General features: G+C 45.7%; 15 protein-coding genes. 11 read left to right on the top strand and 4 right to left on the bottom strand.

The genetic code is table 11. The features are described from left to right. Positions 1-11: 11 nt before the first annotated feature. The 5 genes from ABUE20_RS00150 to ABUE20_RS00130 all read left to right on the top strand — a co-directional run bounded on the left by ABUE20_RS00150 (position 12) and on the right by ABUE20_RS00130 (position 6190). A complete protein-coding gene (locus ABUE20_RS00150) occupies positions 12-1979 on the top strand; it encodes a (Fe-S)-binding protein (protein ID WP_408618217.1) in 1968 nt (655 codons plus the stop codon). Then, on the top strand, positions 1979-3217 hold the full coding sequence (gene etfA, locus ABUE20_RS00145) for an electron transfer flavoprotein subunit alpha (protein ID WP_408617769.1): 1239 nt from the start codon (positions 1979-1981) through the stop codon (positions 3215-3217). Before ABUE20_RS00150 ends, etfA begins: the two co-directional genes overlap by 1 nt. Continuing rightward, a complete protein-coding gene (gene etfB / locus ABUE20_RS00140) occupies positions 3207-4001 on the top strand; it encodes an electron transfer flavoprotein subunit beta (protein ID WP_408618216.1) in 795 nt (264 codons plus the stop codon). The genes etfA and etfB overlap by 11 nt, the downstream gene beginning before the upstream one ends. Positions 4002-4312: 311 nt before the next feature. After that, positions 4313-5914 carry a BCCT family transporter gene (locus ABUE20_RS00135; protein WP_408618215.1) on the top strand — a complete coding sequence of 534 codons (1602 nt, stop codon included), beginning with the start codon at positions 4313-4315 and terminating at the stop codon, positions 5912-5914. A 45-nt stretch (positions 5915-5959) separates the two neighbouring features. Beyond that, positions 5960-6190 carry a hypothetical protein gene (locus ABUE20_RS00130; RefSeq protein WP_408617768.1) on the top strand — a complete coding sequence of 77 codons (231 nt, stop codon included), beginning with the start codon at positions 5960-5962 and terminating at the stop codon, positions 6188-6190. A 574-nt stretch (positions 6191-6764) separates the two neighbouring features. Here the strand turns inward: ABUE20_RS00130 and gbca are convergent. Next, positions 6765-8027: a glycine betaine monooxygenase oxygenase subunit gene (gbca, locus tag ABUE20_RS00125; RefSeq protein WP_408617767.1), complete on the bottom strand. Its 1263-nt coding sequence runs from the start codon at positions 8025-8027 to the stop codon at positions 6765-6767. 431 nt (positions 8028-8458) lie between these two features. Between gbca and gbcB the strand changes: the two genes are divergently transcribed. The 3 genes from gbcB to ABUE20_RS00110 all read left to right on the top strand — a co-directional run bounded on the left by gbcB (position 8459) and on the right by ABUE20_RS00110 (position 11045). Continuing rightward, on the top strand, positions 8459-9556 hold the full coding sequence (gene gbcB / locus ABUE20_RS00120; protein WP_408617766.1) for a glycine betaine monooxygenase reductase subunit: 1098 nt from the start codon (positions 8459-8461) through the stop codon (positions 9554-9556). Between the two features lie 165 nt (positions 9557-9721). Next, complete coding sequence (locus ABUE20_RS00115; protein ID WP_408617765.1) at positions 9722-10216, top strand: Hcp family type VI secretion system effector; 495 nt, start codon at positions 9722-9724, stop codon at positions 10214-10216. A 223-nt stretch (positions 10217-10439) separates the two neighbouring features. After that, the gene (locus ABUE20_RS00110; RefSeq protein ID WP_408617764.1) at positions 10440-11045 is read left to right on the top strand and encodes a hypothetical protein; all 606 of its coding nucleotides are present in this window, start codon (positions 10440-10442) and stop codon (positions 11043-11045) included. A 174-nt stretch (positions 11046-11219) separates the two neighbouring features. Here the strand turns inward: ABUE20_RS00110 and ABUE20_RS00105 are convergent, their stop codons facing one another. After that, complete coding sequence (locus ABUE20_RS00105) at positions 11220-12323, bottom strand: T6SS phospholipase effector Tle1-like catalytic domain-containing protein (RefSeq protein ID WP_408617763.1); 1104 nt, start codon at positions 12321-12323, stop codon at positions 11220-11222. 244 nt (positions 12324-12567) lie between these two features. Continuing rightward, positions 12568-14271 (bottom strand): family 43 glycosylhydrolase, encoded by a 1704-nt coding sequence (locus ABUE20_RS00100; RefSeq protein ID WP_408617762.1) that lies wholly within the window; start codon positions 14269-14271, stop codon positions 12568-12570. Between the two features lie 219 nt (positions 14272-14490). On the opposite strand from ABUE20_RS00100, the gene ABUE20_RS00095 reads away from it, so the two are divergent. Next, positions 14491-15378: a DUF72 domain-containing protein gene (locus tag ABUE20_RS00095; RefSeq protein ID WP_408617761.1), complete on the top strand. Its 888-nt coding sequence runs from the start codon at positions 14491-14493 to the stop codon at positions 15376-15378. 188 nt (positions 15379-15566) lie between these two features. On the opposite strand, the gene ABUE20_RS00090 is transcribed toward ABUE20_RS00095, so the two are convergent. Continuing rightward, the gene (locus ABUE20_RS00090; protein WP_408617760.1) at positions 15567-16121 is read right to left on the bottom strand and encodes a glutathione peroxidase; all 555 of its coding nucleotides are present in this window, start codon (positions 16119-16121) and stop codon (positions 15567-15569) included. A 400-nt stretch (positions 16122-16521) separates the two neighbouring features. On the opposite strand from ABUE20_RS00090, the gene ABUE20_RS00085 reads away from it, so the two are divergent. After that, positions 16522-17382: a formate dehydrogenase accessory sulfurtransferase FdhD gene (locus tag ABUE20_RS00085; protein WP_408617759.1), complete on the top strand. Its 861-nt coding sequence runs from the start codon at positions 16522-16524 to the stop codon at positions 17380-17382. 22 nt (positions 17383-17404) lie between these two features. Then, positions 17405-19711 (top strand): FdhF/YdeP family oxidoreductase, encoded by a 2307-nt coding sequence (locus tag ABUE20_RS00080; protein WP_408617758.1) that lies wholly within the window; start codon positions 17405-17407, stop codon positions 19709-19711. The last annotated feature ends 12 nt before the right edge of the window (positions 19712-19723 follow it).

Raw genomic sequence — 19723 nt, 5'->3', positions numbered from 1 at the left:
AGGTCATGATGATCCTCGATTGGCTCCTGCCGTTATTACTGGGGATAGTTTTGGTGCTATCCCTAGTTGGCATGTTGAAACGGGTCCGCTTGTGGCGGGCCGGACAGCCGGAATCGGTCCATTTGATTCGAGGCATGTTGGCAATGCCGCGCCGCTATCTGGTGGATTTGCACCATGTGGCTTCTCGCGACAAATACATGGCTCATACCCATATTGCCACGGCGGGTGGCTTTGTGTTGTCAATGGTATTGATTCTGGCGGTCCATTTGTTTGGCTTTCATAATCGAATCCTCGCTTGGGGGCTGTTGGCCGCTTTAGTGTTGATGTTCAGTGGTGCGGTGCTGGTTTGGAAACGGCGCCGCAACCCACCGGCTCGGTTATCTAAAGGGCCGTGGATGCGCTTGCCGAAGAGTTTGCTGGCGTTTACCGTCAGTTTCATTCTGGTGACACTTCCCGCCGCGGGGATCTTACCCGCTGGGACCGGCGGGTGGTTACTGGCCACGCTGTTGACGCTGGGCATCATCTGGGGTTTAGGTGAACTGGTGTTCGGGATGGCTTGGGGCGGACCGATGAAACATGCTTTTGCTGGCGCGTTGCATCTGGCCTTCCATCGCCGTCCGGAACGTTTTGGCGGGGGGCGTTCGACCGGTTTGAAATTGCTGGATCTGGATGCACCTAAGTTGGGCGTTGAGAAACCGGTCGATTTTAAATGGAATCAACTGTTAGGTTTTGATGCTTGTGTCCAATGTGGCCGCTGTGAAGCGGTTTGTCCGGCTTTTGCTGCCGGTCAGCCACTTAACCCGAAAAAATTAATTCAGGATATGGTGGTCGGTTTAGCCGGTGGCAGCGATGCTGGTTATCACGGAAGCCCTTATCCGGGCAAAACGGCTGGACAGGCGCAAGGTGCCCCCACACAACCGATTGTCGGGGCGCTCCTGAATACCGATACCTTGTGGTCCTGTACGACTTGCCGCGCCTGCGTGGAAGAGTGTCCAATGATGATCGAGCACGTCGATGCCATCGTCGATATGCGCCGTTTTCAAACGTTGGAAAAAGGCCAGACCCCCAATAAAGGGGCCGAAGTGCTGGATAATTTGATCGTTACCGATAACCCCAATGGCTTTAATCCACAGCATCGAACCAACTGGGCCGCAGACCAGAATTTGCAATTCATGCGTGACGTGAAGCAGGCTGATGTGTTGTTCTGGGTGTCGGATGGTGCCTTTGATATGCGCAGTCAGCGGATCCTCAAGTCTTTGGTTAAGATCCTGAAAACCGCCGGGGTGAATTTCGCCATCCTCGGTGATGAGGAACTCGATAGCGGTGATCTGGCCCGGCGCTTGGGGGATGATGCCACCTTCCAACGTTTGGCTAAACGCAATATCGCAACCTTGCAAAAATATCAGTTCAATACCATCGTCACTACCGACCCGCATGCTTTTCATTGCCTGAAAAATGAGTATCCGGATCTCTATCCGGCGGATGCCCGTCCTGATTATCAGGTCATGCATCACAGCACTTTCATCAACGAATTGGTGAAAAAAGGCAAGCTGAGCTTCAAAGCCTATCAGGGTAGTGACACGGTGACCTATCACGATCCGTGCTATCTGGGCCGCTATAACGGTGAATATGAAGCGCCACGTGAAGTCTTGGCGGCATTGGGGATTACCGTCGTCGAGATGGAACGTTCGAAGTTCCGTTCTCGTTGCTGTGGCGGTGGCGGTGGTGCGCCAATCACCGATATTCCCGGTGAACGACGCATCGCTGATATGCGCATGGACGATATTCGCGAAACTGGAGCTGAGCTGGTTGCTGTCGGCTGTCAACAGTGTACGGCAATGCTGGAAGGGGTCGTGGGTGAGCGCGCCGAAGTGAAAGATATTGGTGAACTGGTGGCCGAAGCACTGATCGAACAGCCTCAAACCAGCGCTCCGGCCGCAGATGATTCAGTCAAAATAGTACAACCGGAGGTAGCCTGATGAGTGATTCGATTATTCGCCGTGATCCTCGTTTAGAGTGGATTGCCCGCAATCGATTGCATCCGCTGCATCAGTCGATGACCGAGACCGGTCCGGTACGTGGACCGAGCGGATTGATTCGGCGTAATCCGCATCAGGTCGGTTTCATCGGCCCCAATGGGATTAAACGGATTGATAGATTAGGTGGCAATGGAACCATTGCTATGAGTGGTCGTCGTCAGAGTCAGGCTACGAAAGAGGCCGTGTTGCCGCTGCACCGAGTCGAACAGCCGGATTACTACATCGCGGTGGTGCCGGATATGGTCGGTGGTCAGTTAAGCTCCCATGATCGGGATGTACTCGGTATGGCGCATCAACTGATCCGTGAACTTGGCGGCAGTGGCGCGGTGTTGGCCATTGTCTTTGGTGAACACCGTGAGAGCGCCTTTGACCGGGCCGGAGTCGACCGGTTGCTACAGCTTGAGGATGATATTTTCGCTCACTACACGCCTGAGGTTAAGATCCATGCCTTAGCGCAGGTGGACGAGCAGTTTGCGCCGCGCCATTGGTTATTGCCCGACAGCATGGCCGGTGGGTTCGAGCTAGGACGACGCTTGGCGGCGCGGTTGGGACAACGTCCGGCGACTCAGGCTTGGCAAGTGTCGCCCGATGAGAGCCTCTGCCGTGGTGGTGGCGGTGCATTCGATCTGCGCCGTAGCACACCGAAGCTGCTATTACTTGCCGAAGAGTGTGCTGAACCGATTGATGAAACACGCCATGAGGTGTTGCCGCTCACCCTTGACGGGAATCTCGACAGCGCAACCACGATCGCCGATGAAGGTCAGGTGGCGGTCGATCCGAATGCGATTGCGCTGGGTGAAGCCGAGTTCATTCTTTCGGCCGGTAATGGGGTACACGATTGGTCGCTGTTCCATCAGGCCGCTGAGCAGTTGGGGGCTACGGAAGGCGCAAGCCGAGTTGCGGTTGATAATGGGGATATGCCGCGCGAGCGTCAGGTTGGTGCTACCGGTACTTGGGTGACCGCTCGGGTGTATGTGGCGGTCGGGATCTCAGGGGCTATTCAGCATCTGCAAGGGATTGAAAAGTGTGACAAGGTGATTGCCATTAATACCGATATCGGTTGTGACATGGTGAAACGAGCCGCTTTGAGTGTGATTGCTGATAGCGGGGAAGTGTTGGCCGAACTGATCCGTTTGATTGACGTTTATCGCCAGAAGGAGATGGATGATGCCGCATAAATTAAATTTGGCGAGTCTGCGGATTAGCGCACTGGTGGGAATGGGCCGTCATCCGCTTTCGGGGCGGGAGCGCCGTGCTCCAACCGATGCTCGCGCCGTTGAATTGGGGCTGAGGTTAGCCCCGCAAGCCCTAGAGGTATTGCATGTTGGCGATCCGCAGCATCCGGGGCTGAATAGTTATGCTGGGATGGGGCTTGCTACCTTGCGGGTGCTTAGCCAAAGTGAAGACGCGGATGCGGTCCCTGCGTTGGTTGACTATCTGCGAGAACAGTCACGGGATATTATCCTGACCGGCATGCAGGCCGAACGCGGGGAATCTTCAGGGATGTTGCCCTATCTGTTGGCTGAACAACTCGGCTGCCCGGTAGTGACTGGGATCACCGAGATCCGTGGGGTTGCAGACGGGGTGGCTGAAGTGCTGCAAGCTCAACCTCGAGGACAACGACGCCTATTAAAAGTGACGTTGCCTTTCGTGGCCAGTGTCGATCTGGCAGCCGCTCCTCCTCGCCAATATGCCTATGGTGTCGCGCGACGGGTTAAGATTGAAGTCTTGCCGGTGAGTGAGCCGGTATTGGACCAAGTACGTGCTGATTGGCAAGCATCTCCGGCTAAGCCGCGACCGAAACGACTCAAGGTCATCAAAGCGAAAACGGCAGCTGAACGCTTTAAAGCAGCTACGGTTCGTTCGCAAAATGAGAGCGGTAAGGTGATGCGTGATGAAAGCATTGAGGCCAAGGCTCAAGCGGTCTTTGAGTTGTTACTCGAGGAAGGCGTACTGCGTTAAAATCCTCCCTAAGAATGTATTTTTCCCTTCAAAAGCCCAGTTTAGTGGGCTTTTTTTATGATGTCGCTTTTGAGTGGCTTTCTCACCTTGTTCTGTCGCTATCGGAATAGCGGAATCATGCGTGTTCCGTAGTATGAATATCGAACAATTGTAATTTTGTGGGGAAATGTCGAACGTTACCCTGTACCGACACGTTGTTCTACTTTGCGTTCGCAGTAAAAACTGGAATGTCGAACAGAAGGTCAATACGACCCATGGGTTAAATGTCTATTCGACATATGAGGAATTAACTAATGAAGGACACAAAATGTATGAAATCAGGAGAACAGATTTCGCTGGATCAATCTTCGCTGACGGTGAATGAATACGATACGGAATATGAAGTCGGGCAAGATAATGTACGACTTTTAGGATTGGATGTGCATAACCCTGTTTTTGGTGTAAGTGCTGGGCTGATCCTATTATTTATTGCCTTGGTATTGATCTTTCCTACCGCGGCCAAGACATCTCTTTCAGACGCTAAAAACTGGTCAATTGATAACTTTGACTGGCTGTTTATGATTGCTTGTAACTTGTTTGTGGTGTTCTGTTTGGCGTTGATCGTGCTGCCGGTCGGACGTATTCGACTTGGGGGGACCGACGCCAAACCGAAATTTTCCACACTCTCCTGGTTTTCGATGTTGTTTGCCGCGGGGATGGGGATTGGGCTGATGTTCTGGAGTGTCGCTGAGCCGGTGGCCTATTATACCGATTGGTATGGCACACCACTGAGCACTCCGGCTAGAACACCGGCGGCCGCAGACATGGCACTGGGTGCAACCATGTATCACTGGGGTCTACATCCGTGGGCGATCTATGCGGTGGTCGGTTTGGCATTGGCCTTTTTTGCTTACAATAAGGGATTGCCACTCACAGTTCGTTCGGCATTCTATCCATTGTTGGGTGATCGCTGTTGGGGGTTCTTTGGCCATTTGGTGGATGTGCTGGCGGTACTGGCGACCATTTTTGGTCTGGCAACTTCATTAGGGCTAGGTGCACAACAAGCGGCCGGGGGGCTGGATTACCTGTTTGGTATTCCAAACGGTTTGCCGACACAGTTAGGTTTTATTGTGGTCGTCACGGCAATTGCGATGTTTTCGGTGGCTCGTGGCCTCGATGGTGGGGTGAAACTATTAAGTAATATCAATATGTTTATTGCCGCTGGTATGATCGCGATGATCATTGTGGTTGGTCCGACTCTGGCGATCTTTGAGTCGATGAAAACCATTGCGGTCAGCTATGCTGAAAATATCATTCCTCTGTCCAACTGGGTTGGCCGTAGTGATGAAAGCTGGTTCCATGGTTGGACAGTCTTCTACTGGGCGTGGTGGATCTCTTGGTCACCTTTCGTCGGTTCATTCATTGCGCGTGTCTCGTATGGTCGTAGTGTCCGCGAATTTATTATCGCTGTGTTGCTGGTTCCAACTCTGGTTTCTCTCATCTGGATGAGTGTGATGGGGGGCACTGCAATTGAACAGGCTACGCATGGCATTGGCGAGCTGTCCAAAGGGATCACCGATGTGTCTAAAGCGATGTTTGAAATGTTTGAACATCTGCCGATGTCATCCGTGTTATCCGTCGTTGGGATTGTGCTGGTGCTGGTCTTCTTTGTGACCTCATCGGATTCCGGTTCGCTGGTCATCGACAGCATTACTGCCGGTGGTAAGACCCACGTGCCGATGTCGCAGCGTTTATTCTGGGCGGCGCTGGAAGGTGTTATTGCTGCAACCTTGTTGGTCGGTGGTGGCTCTAAAGCGTTGACGGCGTTGCAGGCCGGGGCGGTGACGACCGGACTACCGTTTACTGTGGTGTTGATTCTGATGTGCTTTAGCCTTTATAAAGGTTTGCGCTCTGAACTTCACCTCTATAAATAAATAGTTAATTGAAACCGGCCCGACGAGGCCGGTTGGAGAAAGCTTATGATGTATGCCGATTTGATCGATCTGGAAGACTTTACCGAGCGTTTGATCCAACTAGGGTTAAGTTTACCTGCGGGGGCCGATGAGCAACGGGTAAAAAGTGAGTTGGATTGCTGGTTACATGTGGCATCCGATGATGAACTGGCGGCATTTTTGCAGCTCAGTGCGGATCTGTCGACTCATTATGAACTGCTTCCTGCCGTTGCCTCGTTGTTACATTCCGTGCAATAAATCCTACCTCATTGGGGCTCCGTTTGGGGCCCAGTTCTATTGATTTTTAGTGTTATTATTTGTTGGAAGACCGTAAACGCCGACATGCATAAATTATCCTTGGGGTTCCACCACATTGTCCTTAACGCGTAGGGGCGACTGATTGAATAGCGCCTTTCTCTGGCTGTTCTCGGTGATAACAGTAAATTAGGTCATGCTTTTTGCCTTATAAAACAAAAGGCTATCACCTGGTCTATTATACATCTCTATGCACCCGAACTTATCCATGTATCTCTATTGCATCGTTCCAACGTGGAGAGGCGATTAGTTGGTATGAACGCCGTTCTCTGGTTGTTCGAATAGAATGGCAATGTAGATAACATGTTCTTTAGCCATAAACATAGGTCACCGAGTTATTGCAAATTTCAACGCGCATGAAGTCATTTATATCGCTTCATTGAATCCTCTCTGATGCAGAAGTCTGATTTATTGGCATGGATCGGTGATGGTCTCGTGGCCAGCTGATTGAATAAGATGGGGTGGAATGAACACAAAAAAAGCAGCCAATGAGGCTGCTTATGCGAGGAAAGAGATGTTATTTCAGATTATCGATCACGGTATCGCCGTACCAATCGAGGAAATTGATCACCCCAAATTCGAAGGTTTTTGAGTAAGGGCCACTCTGATAACCGACGGAATTGATCCCGCGCTGGTTTTCTTCAGCGAGTACTCGGTCTTGATCATTGGTGGCATCCCAAACCTGACGCAGCCGTTCTGGATCGTAATCCACGCCTTCTTTCGCATCTTTATGCACAAACCATTTGGTGGTGACCAGTGATTCTTGAGCCGAGATCGGCAGAACTCGGAAGACGATGAAATGATCGCTTTGCATATGGTTCCAGGAGTTTGGCAGATGCAAGATCCGCATTGAACCCAGATTGCGATTCTGGATTCGACCAAGCAGTTTGCTACAGCCTTCGTTACCATCGATAGTCATCACCTGAGTGCCTTGTTTTAATGGCATACGGACGATACGGTTGCGGTTACCAAAACTGCAATGCTCATGAGGGATCCCTTCGGCATCCCAAGCTGCGGCCTGAGATGCATAGTAGTCAAGAAAATCCTGTGGTGCCCGAGGGTCATTGGTGTCATCCCATTCCAGCAATGTATTGAGAAGTTCGGGATGGCTGCCGTTACAGTGGTAACATTCACGGTTGTTTTCGATCACGAGTTTCCAGTTGGCCTGTTCACGGATGTTAGATTCTACCGCCAGTTTGGTGTTCTCGACGTCGTAGGGTTCCATGTAGGTATCGAGGGTTTGCAGAAATTCGTCGAAGTCTGATTCCGGGGGCTGTTCGGCAAGACAGATAAAGATGAAACCTCCGCCGGTTTTGCAATGCGCCGTTTTCAGACCATGTTTTTTCATATCGAACTCATCACCCATTTCGGTTCCGGCGAAGAGCAAATTGCCTTTAGGGTCGTAAGTCCATTGATGATATGGGCAAACCAAATTAGCGACCTTGCCACGATGTTTATTGCAAATACGAGAGCCACGGTGGCGGCAGGTATTATGGAAGGCATTGATTGAACCATCAGCCGCCCGCACAATAAGCACCGGGTTTTGGCCGATTTCGACGGTCACATAGTCACCTTTGGTTGGGATCTCGCTGGTCATACCAACGAACAGCCATTCTTTTTGAAAGATCTCTTCCATGTCGATGCGAAACATATGGGGATCGTTATAAAGCGGCCGGGGCAATGAATAATCACGGCGACGTTCTTTGAGCAGTCCGGACATCTCTTCGCGAGCTTGATCCAGGCTGGAGTAGGTGATGTTCAACAAATCATTCTGAGTCATGGTGCAGCCTTCTCCATAGGAAGTGGGTAATTGTCCCGACAATGCTGTCGAGGCCTTTGTTGTGTTGATGTTTCAATCCGCCATGTAGCGCATGCATGACGGCGGCACCTTGAGACATCAATGTGTTTAAGCACTGTGATTTTTACTAGTTAAATACCGATTGAATAATTTGTTTCATCTGAATCGCATTCAACTAACAAAGAGCAACAGCCCCTAGGCTTAATCCTGCCTTTTTGTGGGGAATTCAATATTCTGTTCACGACATCGACTGATGCTGTTTAAGACAATTCAACAAAAAATTTTTTGATTAAGTTGGTTTGAGATAATTTCGTGTCGTGAATGGATAAGCGGTGGTGCGGGGTTACTTTAACAATAACCCTAGGATCCCGTTGGGGGATAACCGCTTATATCGGTTACGAAAGAGGGCTGTCATGGACAATACAAGTGTTTCGACCGTGAATACGGATTCGTTTATTCCGGTTAATACTCAAACCTGGACCAACGGACGGCATGTCGTTCGCTGTGTGAAGATGATACAAGAGACCTGGAATGTAAAAACCTTCTGTTTTATGGCCGATCAGCCGACTATGTTTTTCTTTAAACCGGGGCAATTTGTTACACTTGAATTGAACATTCGTGGAGAGATATTGTATCGTTCCTATACGATCTCCAGTTCGCCTTCGGTGCCTTATAGTTTTTCTATCACGGTGAAACGGGTTGCGGGGGGGGTGGTGTCCAATTGGATCCACGACCATATAGAGGAAGGGGCTGAGCTTGCGGTACATGGCCCGGCTGGGCAATTCAATAGTATCGATTTTGCTTCTGATAAAGTGTTGTTTCTGTCTGGCGGAGTGGGAATTACGCCGGTGATGTCGATGGCTCGCTGGAACTACGATACTAATGCCGATGCAGATATGGTGTTTGTTCATAGTGCTCGTACGCCTCAAGATCTGATCTATCAGCACGAGCTGGAATGGATGTCATCACGGATCACTAATTTCCATCTTTATCTCATTTGTGAGCAAATTGAGTCCGGGCAGGTATGGTCTGGTTTCCGAGGCTATTTGGATGCCATTAAATTAAAAATGATGGCGCCTGACTTTTTAGAGCGAGAGATTTTCTGTTGTGGTCCGGCCATTTACATGAACGTGGTCAGAAAACTGTTGCAGGACAATGGTTTTGATATGTCGCACTATCATGAAGAGTCGTTTGGTGCTTCACCAGAAGTTGCCGATCCAGAGTTGCCAGAACCCGTCCCGGTTGGTGATCAAATTCAGGTGGTGTTTGCTAATGCCGATAAGACGGTGGATATTGCTCCGGGTGAAACGATCCATGCGGCGGCAGTGAAAGCAGGGCTCACTATCCCAAAAGCTTGTGGCATGGGGCTATGTGGCACTTGCAAGGTGAAACGTTTAGATGGTGAAGTAGAGATGTCACACAACGGCGGTATTACTGATGAGGATGTCGAAGAAGGCTATATTCTTTCTTGTTGTAGTGTTCCTAAAGGCAATGTAACGATTGAATTTTAGGATTGCTGTTTTCTGAAGCCCCGATGCGATTGAATTGCTAAATCCGGTGACGTGATGTCCCGGATTTTTTTATGGAGTAGGGATATAAAAGTGACTCTATTTATAGATAATTTGATTAGTAATGTGTAGAATCGCCTGAATTTGGTACGAAAGGATTAATTAAAAATGGCGAATGTAGCCTATTTAACGATAGAAGGACAAACTCAGGGAAATATCAGTCAGGGATGTAATACTCTGGATTCGATAGGAAATCATTATCAGAGTGCCCATCAGGATGAAATCACCGTTTTATCTTGGAATCATCAGATGAGTCGAGGGATGACCGCTCAATCACAGCAGCATCATCCATTGCAAATCGTGAAACGGATCGATAAATCATCGCCTATGTTGGCAATGGCTTGGAGCCGTGGTGAACGTTTAAATTGTACATTGAAGCTTTATCGTACGAATACCAGTGGTGTGAATGAGTGCTACTACACGATTGAGATGAAAAATGCAGAAATTTTTTCGATTAATCATTTGATGCCGCATGTGCAGATGAGTGATGCTGAAACTCAGGAAGTTATTTCATTCCGTTACCGTGATATTACTTGGAACCATAAAATTGCCGGAACCTCTGGATATGACGATTGGGATGATATGTCTTGGGCAACCCAGTAGCGAGCGCCTCAAAAATCACTCTCGGGCAGGGATTATAAAATTTTAGGATTATTTAATCTGGATATTTAGTCTTTTATATTAATAACTTTGTTTTATATAGTGATTTTATACAAATATTTAGCTTAATATTATTTTTATTAAAATTGCTATTGATTAAATTGATACTAGAAAGCAATATATAACACTATGTTACTTGTGATATTCATTTAAACAGAGTGCCCACATGATGATTCATATTGAAAAATTGTTGAGTAAATATGGGCTGGATTCCATTCGCTTTAACGATGACTATGAAAATAGTGATGCGTCTTTAAGCCTAGAAGAGCAGTTAGCTGCTGTAGGAATTATATGGGATCAATCATGTGCTGGATTTTTGTTGCTTCTCATTCAGCATCGTTCTCAACACTATGCATTAACAGACTTAATGCATTTAGTTTTTCAGCAGGCTGCTCAGCAGCTTGCTGATGAGTGGCATGGATTTTATCCTCAGCAAGCCGTTTCTGCGTTGAGTTTGGCTGCTGTGAAAATCGTTATTCAGTCTCACACAGCGGCTTGTCAGCACTGTTCAAAAGATATTGCACAAAGTTATTTAGATGATGGGAAGTCGACCTGTGAGGGTTGTATTCATGCGTCGACTTTTTCAAATGAGGCTAAGTTTCAGATTTTTAGTCAGCAGCTTCCAATGAGTCGAGCTTGTTTTGTGCAATATAATGCGCAACTGGATCGGTTAATCCGATGGCTTTATGAGCAACGAGATTCAGCCGTCTTAGCTCTAGATGAGAAAGCCGGGCGAGATAGAGGCTCTATTTCTGCTACCTTAGTGGCTTAGTTTATCCTTTTTCAATTCTCCCCAAGGGATATGATATTTCACCGATTGTAGATCACTTGTTTTAATTAAAATGGCGTGAAATAGCTTCAAATGTAATAAAATTTGAATCATGCACTGTCTTCTACTCAATTCTTATATTTTCTTGTTATCGTATTTTTTAGGCAATATATCCTCTCAATTTGTCAATATATATTTTTGAAGATCGGCATGAGATATATCTTTTAATGGTTGTCCTTCAGCGACTAGCGTATTTTGAGGTGAATATTCAAGTGCAGTGTCATCTAAACGATGTAATACTGAAACGTGAAGCCACTGATTTGGATACTGGGGATCTAAAATTTGACGGGTTACCGGTTTTCCAGCAATTTCAGCACCGTATTGCCTAACAAAAGTTTCATAAGAATTTTCGATGGGATCGGCATAGGCATTGATCGCAGCATGATAAGGGCTACTGAATTCTAATCCGACCTTTTGAGCTTTTAGATACATCCAAGCTAATGCTTCATCGGAAAGATGATTTCCAGGGTATCCACCCCCAATATTACAGTGACATCCGGCAAACCATACTTGTTCCATTTGGGTATTGGTTGGACAGTTATTCCATAATGTGGGTAAAAAAGCATACCGATGTTCATCAATAGCCAAAGCCTGATAGGCGTAATGTACGTTGTCCGATAATTTGGTATCAAAAAATTGCAGTAGATTGTGATCCAGCTGATGCATAAATTTTTCGAGTAATGTTTGATCCTGTTCAATGGGTATCCCAAGGGCACCAACCGTATCAAATACCCCTAAAAATTCAATAGGGATAGGTGTGATACAATTTTGCTGAATAAACTGTTCGGCTTCTTGTCGATAGTGGCTATTCTGTTGGATTTGATAGTAGTGAAAAGCTCTTTGTGTGAGTTGGTGAAATTTTTCTTGATCGGCTACCGCTGAAATAAGCCCACAATAGCTGATTAACCCTACTAAGCTGCGGGCCTCAAATGAACCGCGACTAAAACCAAAAATAAATAATTGGTCACCAGGCTGGTAATTTTGACAGATATATCGATAGCTCCTTAAAATTTTATGCGATACCGAGGTGCCGGTTCCACCTTCGATAGCATTGATTAATTTATTCCAGAATGTATGTCCCGGATGCGTTCCGATCCCTTTGACATAATGAATCTGTTGTGAGGGAGACTGGCCGATGAGTTGCGAAAATTTAAATATATTACTGTCACTTTCGGGGTCATCCCATGTTCCATCCAAAAGTAGTGCGATTCGTTTTGTCATTGGTATTCCTTTGAGGGTTTGAACGATCCTTGCTGTAAAGTAGATTATAGATAATGATGAAAATAATATTAATGAATTTTAAAACACTTATTCACTGATTTTCATAAAGTTATTGGATTAAGTATAGGAGCGTTTTTCGTTTTAATCATGAAGAGTGTTAAATATATCAATATATATGTTCGAGAGCGCTACCGGAGCGAATGAGGTAGCGCTATAAATTGTGCCAATAAAACACTCGAAAACTCTACTGAGTTAAGTGCAGATAAAAACTCTGACAACTCCCATTTAGGCCTTCTGTCATCGAAAGGGGGGCATTATCGGCCAGACTACAATCGGTATTTGTTAACAGCCGTTGCGCTAGCGTATTTTGAACAGCAAATCCTCCGGAAAGTTGGGGTATGAGTAGCCACTGACTTGAGCTTGCTCCGCAGTTAGATATTGCAAAATTAGAACCATTTGCAATTAAACAACGTTGATTTTCAACAGATTTTATGCTCAATGCACCATTACTACCGGCCTTTAAGCTCCATTTCTGTGAATTACTATTGTTCCACGGTTGTTGCTGGGGCTGTGAATGATTCAGTGTAAGTACTTTCCCACTATGACGATTGACGATGGCAAGATCTTTTTCAAATGATAAGCGCCATTGAGAGCACTGATTGGAACCACACAAGGTGAGGGGAGTCTGAGTTTTTACATTTATCAATTGGTAAGTATGTGCGGTGGTTGTTGCAAGCGTCCATTTTTGGCAATCGCTGTTTTGCCATTGACTCCATTGGTCTAATCCACATTGAGGATTGGTGAGGACTAATCCACTGGAGTTGGTAAAACGGAATTGATTTTGGGGCAAAAAATCTAATGTGGCGGTCAATGTCGTTGTATTTTGCGCGACGGCGGTAAGTTTAATATTAACGCCATTGGGATGGATCGGCATCGGACCATTTTCTCCGGAAGGAACTGAAAGTACCTGGCTTGATGCAACGGGTTCTCCGAAATTTGGGATCCCATCGGACGTCCATGTAAAGGGTTGAGCTCGCAGTGCTCTCAAACTTCCACAACCATCACCCGGATGAGCATTGCCATGATAAGCCAGCCAGTCTTCACTGCCATCGGGTGATTTAAAAAAGCTGTTGTGTCCCGGGCCATACACGCCATTGGCTTGGCTGAAAACAGGTTGAGTAAACTTCGTCCATGATCCGGTTGCTAGCGGATTAGTGCCGGTTAACTCCAACATGCCTAATTTGTAATCATCGCTTTCACAGTAACTTGCTGAATAGACGACAAAGACATGTCCGTGACTGACTAAGCTTTCCGGTCCTTCATTCACATACCGACCTACGCGCTCCCAATCATATTGGGGACGGGTGAGTACAACGGGACTACTGCTAAGTGTCCAGGGATTACTCATTTCTGCGATAAAATTAGTTTGTTCGTTTCCGACCCACTGCGAATAAAGTAAATACAGTTTGCCATTATAACTGAGATAGTCGCCATCAATATTCCAAGTATCAGGCATCGGAGAGCCCTTGTATTGGTAAGGCCCCATAGGATCATCTCCGGCACTTTCCAATACTGAAAGGTGCTGATGATCTAGATTTACGTTATCTCCGGAGGTAAATAGCATATACCATCGCCAACCATTCGGACCATTTAAGCGATGAAATTCAAATGCCCAAAAATTACAGCAACGTTCTGGATTTGTTTCTGACCAAACCGTAATTGGGTCTGCCTGAGCCAGCCCTGCTAAAGTGGGGGATTTTCGCATAATTAATTGCGAACTCCAGGTGGTAGTCGCTGCATAATAGTTTCCGTGATAATAGGTAATCCAAGGATCCGCTCCATTTTCATAAACAGGATTTTGAAAGGTGGTTGCTGCCTGAGCATAGATAATGAATAACCCTAAGCCTAATACAACAGTATGTCGTATTTTTTTTAACCAATTTTTCATACGCTCTCCTGATTAAATGATGTGATAACCGCTTATCGAAAAGAATACTAATTGATTGATTTATCAGAAATGGTGATCATTCTCTTGTTTGTAATGATTTATTTATAAAATTACTAATAATATTAAATTGGTGCTTGGCGGGAGTTTAAATAATTATTCGCTTGATTTATCAATATATTATCGGTAGAAAAAGAATTTTCATGGGAGTAGATAGATGGAATGTCGGATTTAACGCATCTCTATATAGGCTTACCAATGTGGTCGCATGATTCGTGGCAAACGGGTATTTATGGTGACGGATGTCCAACTTCAGAACGATTGCGCCGCTATGGCAAAATATTTAATACGGTTGAAGGAAATACGACGTTTTATGCGATACCTTCTCCCGCTATTGTTCGCCGATGGGCCAATACGGTTCCTGATTCATTTAAATATACGTTTAAACTTCCACAGACTATAACTCACCGAGATAAGCTCAGACACTGTGCGGCTGAATTAACGTCGTTTTTAAATGTAATGGAGCCCCTATTTGCGGCAACGGGGCAGTGGATGATCCAGCTGCCACCCTCTTTTTCAGCTGAATCATTACCTGTCCTAGAGACTTTCTTAAATCAAATTCCACAGGCTCTCACTGTGGCTGTCGAAGTTCGTCATCCTATGTTTTATTCAAAAGGTGGGGAGGAATTACGGTTAAATCAAATGTTGCATCAATATCATGCTAACCGGGTGATGTTCGATAGCCGAGCTTTATTTAGTACGATACCTGCTAGTGCTGTCGTTGCCGATGCGCAGCAGAAAAAACCTAAGTTACCCGTTCATGTCGTGGCAACTGCTCAGCAACCTTTGATCCGATTTATAGGTACTGCAGATTTGCAGGCCAATCAGCGTTTTTTCCATCCCTGGCTGATTCAACTAACGACTTGGATTGAACAAGGAATAACACCTTATGTAATGGTCCATACGCCTGATAACGCTCTAGCTCCGCAATTGGCCATCATGATTTATCAGTGGTTAAATAGTTATTGGCTTGGATCTCATGATTTCTCGTTGCGGCCTCAGCCATCATTATTACCGATATTAGAAGATCCACAATTGGGTTTTTTCTGACATGAGCCTAACGGTCTTTTTATATGATGTTATGGCCGAAACGAGTATCGCTTCGAGGTATGGTGAGACGATATTATTGAGCTGTTATGATGACAAGGGAACATGCGAAATCGGATTGATAACAAAAAGGAAAATTGTACAGAAAGCTCAATTTTCCTTGATCGGTATAAAGTAAAAGTTAACCGGAATTACTCGTCAATTAATGCACTTTCAATGGCTTGTGTGATTCGCTCATCCAGAGGAGTGATATCCGGTGCAAATCGGCTAATGACTTCACCTTGTTCACTAATGAGAAATTTTTCAAAATTCCATTGAATATCATTTTCTTGGCCACTGATGAGGCCTTTATCATGGAGCAGTTTTTCGAAATCACTATCAGGGTTACGAACCGCATGAGGTTGTGCCGTGATTAATGCTGAATAGAGGGGGTGAATGTCATCACCTTTAACTGAAATTTTAGCGGCCATAGGAAAATCAACGCCGTAGGTGGCGCTACAAAAGGTTGCAATATCCTGATTTGTTCCAGGTTCTTGTCCTAAAAAATTGTTGGCAGGAAAGCCCAATATGGTGAAGCCTCGATCTTTATACTGATCATATAGTTTCACAAGTTCTTCATATTGAGCGGTTAAACCACATTTGGATGCAACATTTACAATGAGAACAACTTTTCCGGCATAGTCTGCCAGAGAGCTTTGTTGACCGGTGATAGTGTCAAAGGTGATCGTTTGAAGAGCTGGATACATGAATAATCCTACCCGTTTAAAAGATGAAATGAAGCTTAAACATAGCATGTAATGGATGTTAAGTTAAATATAAGTAAAAATTTTTAGCATCAATTGTTTTGTAATGAATTAATTTGTGTTGATTTTATATAAAAGATCATTTTGTATCATCTTGGTGAATATTTTTAACAACATATTCTTGACCCTACTCATTTCAGGGAGTAATTTTACGCTCCATCAAATGGAGTGAGTACTCCTTCTCGTGATCTGCATGATATAAACTTCGAATTTTTAAACTATTAATCATTATCTTGATTGAGATTGTAGCGAATCACTGGCTATTGAATTTATTATTTGTGCTCGCAGTTTTCGTCATAGATGTTAACTAACATAATAAATTTTATTACAAGGTATTTACAATATGCCAGCGCGGATTGATACTTCAGAAACTGAAATGTTGAGTTCTTTAGCTCGTCAGCGATTTTCACTGGAAAGTGGAATTACGCTTGAGACTGATTATCTCGCGGTTGAAGAACCTCTTCAGATCAGTTTGCAGTGGGATGAAGATTCATTGCAGCAACAAAGAGAATGGAGTTTAACTATGCGAACTCCTGGGGATGATAAAGCTTTGATTAAAGGCTTGTTGCTGACTCAACAGGTGATTGAACAACTGGAGTGTATTGAATCCATCGAACCTTTTGATTGCCAGCGGCGTCATGAGGAAAACCACATGTTGGTTAGTTTAAAGTCAGGCTGTATTCCTAAATTGGAAGATAACCAGCGCAGCTATATGAGTCAGTCAAGTTGTGGTATCTGTGGTTTAACGTCGCTTCGGGCATTGAGCCTGCAATGCGAAGTTCATCTTGATCAGGCCACGCACTGGCTTGAGCCAGCTCTGGTTTTAAGCTATCCCGAACAATTACGCCAACAGCAATCATTGTTTAAGCAAACCGGAGCTGTGCATGGTGCCGGATATGCGGTTGATGGACAAATTATTGCTATCGCTGAAGATGTGGGTCGTCATAATGCCGTCGATAAATTGATTGGTCATATTAAAACCGATGGCTGGCATCCTCAGGGGGTTTTAGTGCTGAGTGGTCGGGTTAGCTTTGAGTTGATTCAGAAAGCCGTGATCGCTGGAATATCGACCATTGTTGCGGTCGGTGCTCCTTCTAATTTAGCGGTAACGATGGCAAAACAGTTTGGCGTAACCCTGATTGGTTTTACGAAGGTTCGCCAATTTAATATTTATCATGGGCATTGGCGCTTAAAAAGCGAATAGAAAAATTAGGTCGTACGATTATATGAGCATCAAACAGTATAACGGTTCAGCCGGTGGGTGGGGCGCATTGCGCGCTACTACAGAGCATCTTTTTAAAAGTCAGAATGTTGCTAAAAATATTTCTAACTTGCTAAGGACCAATCAGGATCACGGATTTGACTGTCCGGGATGTGCTTGGGGGGAAAAAGGTGTGCCCGGGCGATTTCGTTTCTGTGAAAATGGTGCTAAAGCGGTGAACTGGGAAGCGACAACTCGGCGTGTGGACGGGAGTTTTTTTGCTGAACATAGTGTCAGCTGGCTGAATCAGCAAACCGATTACTTTTTAGAGTTTCAAGGGCGTTTAGCTGAACCAGTTCGCTATAATCCGAAAACAGATCATTATGAGCCCATCAGTTGGGATGACGCGTTTGCATTGATTGCACGTGAATTAAATCAGTTAGATGATCCTAGTCAGGCTGAATTCTATACGTCGGGACGCGCGAGCAATGAAGCGGCTTTTTTATATCAGCTTTTTGCGCGGCGATTTGGGACCAATAATTTCCCGGATTGTTCCAACATGTGCCACGAAGCCACTAGCCACGCACTCGTGGAATCGATAGGAATTGGTAAAGGCACGGTAACAATTCATGATTTTGAAAAAGCCGATGCCATTTTTTTATTTGGACAAAACCCTGGAACGAATCATCCGCGAATGCTGGAAACACTAAGCCACTGTTATAAACGGGGGGCTCGAGTTGTTGCATTCAATAATCTGAAAGAACGAGGATTGCAGCGTTTTACCAATCCACAAAAGCCATTGGAAATGTTGCGTAATGGCTATACCCCTACCACCAGCGATTACTTCACTCCGAAGCTAGGGGGCGATATGGCGGCAGTTCGGGGGATGGTTAAGATTTTATACGAACGTCATCAGCAAGCGGTGCAACAGGGCGGTTCAGTATTTGATCTGGCTTTTATTCAGCAGCATACACAGGGAATGAATGAGTATTTAGCGCAAGTCGAAGCCACTTCATGGGAACAAATAACATCCCAATCGGGTTTGAGTTACGAGCAAATTGAAAAAGCCGCCGATATTTATCAAAACGCGGATCGTGTGATCGTGACTTGGGCTATGGGAGTAACTCAGCATAAGCATTCTGTGGCAACCATCCAGGAATTAGTTAATTTACAGTTGTTGTTTGGTCAAATTGGTAAAGAAGGCGCGGGTGTCTGTCCTGTTCGTGGGCATTCTAATGTTCAAGGCGATCGGACGGTAGGCATTAATGAAAAACCAAATCAGGCGTTTTTGGATAAAATTGAGCAGGTGTTTGGGTTCAAGCCGCCCCAAGCTCACGGTCATAATGTGGTTCAGGCATTAGAAGCGCTAGGGCAGGGAAGTAGTAAGATTTTTATCGGACTGGGTGGCAATATGGTTGCCGCGGCACCGGATACACAACGGGTTGCCGACGCTATGCATCGAGCTCGTTTAACAGTAAATATCGCCACCAAACTGAACCGTACTCATGTTAATCCGGGACAGGAATCAATTATTTTACCTTGCCTAGGTCGAACTGATATTGATATGCAGGCTTTTGGTCCTCAAAAAGTAACGGTGGAAGATTCGTTTTCGATGGTTCATGCTTCTTCCGGGCGTGTAGATATGAGTCGGGAACAAATTCTTTCAGAACCCGCGATTGTGGCTCGTATGGCTCATGCCACATTAGGTGAACATAATCCAGTAGATTGGCTGTCGTTAATTGATAATTATGATCGGATCCGTGATCTTATTGAGCAAACTTTTGCTGGTTTTGATGATTTTAACCAGCGTTTGGATCTTCCCGGCGGGTTCTATCTTGGAAATTCCGCACGCGATTTAAACTGGAAAACCACATCCGGTAAAGCTCAGTTGAAGGCTCATGCGCTTCCCGAGATGATTGTTCCTGTTGATGTGTCTAAAACCTCAGAAAGAGTGTTTGTGATGCAAACGTTACGTTCCCATGATCAATATAATACGACCGTATATGGCTATGATGATCGCTACCGTGGGGTTTTTGGGGAACGGAAGGTTGTATTTTTAAATGCTCGTGATATAGCGGCTTTGGGACTGGTTGATGGTGACCTTGTCGATCTAGAAACAATTTGGCATGATGGCATTAAACGAGAAATCAATGCGTTTAAACTGGTTTCTTATGATATTCCTGAAGGCAATGTGGCAGCCTATTTTCCTGAAGCGAATGCACTTATTCCACTGAGCAGTAAGGGTGATTATAGTGACACCCCTACCTCTAAATCAGTGGCCGTTGTGATTCGCAAGGCGGCTGGTACTGAATTGAAGATCAAATCAGCCTAACCACTATGTACA

Origin of the sequence: Celerinatantimonas marina, from assembly GCF_046054165.1 — a bacterium.
Taxonomy (GTDB): Bacteria; Pseudomonadota; Gammaproteobacteria; order Enterobacterales; family Celerinatantimonadaceae; genus Celerinatantimonas.
Note: the sequence above shows the minus strand (reverse complement) of the source record. Positions and strands in the feature narration are given on the sequence as shown.

Bases quoted from the DNA above. Each gene is read 5' to 3' on its own strand.
- etfA (WP_408617769.1), top strand. From the start codon at position 1,979: ATGAGTGATTCGATTATTCGCCGTGATCCTCGTTTAGAGTGGATTGCC.
- etfB (WP_408618216.1), top strand. From the start codon at position 3,207: ATGCCGCATAAATTAAATTTGGCGAGTCTGCGGATTAGCGCACTGGTG.
- ABUE20_RS00135 (WP_408618215.1), top strand. From the start codon at position 4,313: ATGAAATCAGGAGAACAGATTTCGCTGGATCAATCTTCGCTGACGGTG.
- ABUE20_RS00130 (WP_408617768.1), top strand. From the start codon at position 5,960: ATGATGTATGCCGATTTGATCGATCTGGAAGACTTTACCGAGCGTTTG.
- gbca (WP_408617767.1), bottom strand. From the start codon at position 8,027: ATGACTCAGAATGATTTGTTGAACATCACCTACTCCAGCCTGGATCAA.
- gbcB (WP_408617766.1), top strand. From the start codon at position 8,459: ATGGACAATACAAGTGTTTCGACCGTGAATACGGATTCGTTTATTCCG.
- ABUE20_RS00115 (WP_408617765.1), top strand. From the start codon at position 9,722: ATGGCGAATGTAGCCTATTTAACGATAGAAGGACAAACTCAGGGAAAT.
- ABUE20_RS00110 (WP_408617764.1), top strand. From the start codon at position 10,440: ATGATGATTCATATTGAAAAATTGTTGAGTAAATATGGGCTGGATTCC.
- ABUE20_RS00105 (WP_408617763.1), bottom strand. From the start codon at position 12,323: ATGACAAAACGAATCGCACTACTTTTGGATGGAACATGGGATGACCCC.
- ABUE20_RS00100 (WP_408617762.1), bottom strand. From the start codon at position 14,271: ATGAAAAATTGGTTAAAAAAAATACGACATACTGTTGTATTAGGCTTA.
- ABUE20_RS00095 (WP_408617761.1), top strand. From the start codon at position 14,491: ATGTCGGATTTAACGCATCTCTATATAGGCTTACCAATGTGGTCGCAT.
- ABUE20_RS00090 (WP_408617760.1), bottom strand. From the start codon at position 16,121: ATGTATCCAGCTCTTCAAACGATCACCTTTGACACTATCACCGGTCAA.
- ABUE20_RS00085 (WP_408617759.1), top strand. From the start codon at position 16,522: ATGCCAGCGCGGATTGATACTTCAGAAACTGAAATGTTGAGTTCTTTA.
- ABUE20_RS00080 (WP_408617758.1), top strand. From the start codon at position 17,405: ATGAGCATCAAACAGTATAACGGTTCAGCCGGTGGGTGGGGCGCATTG.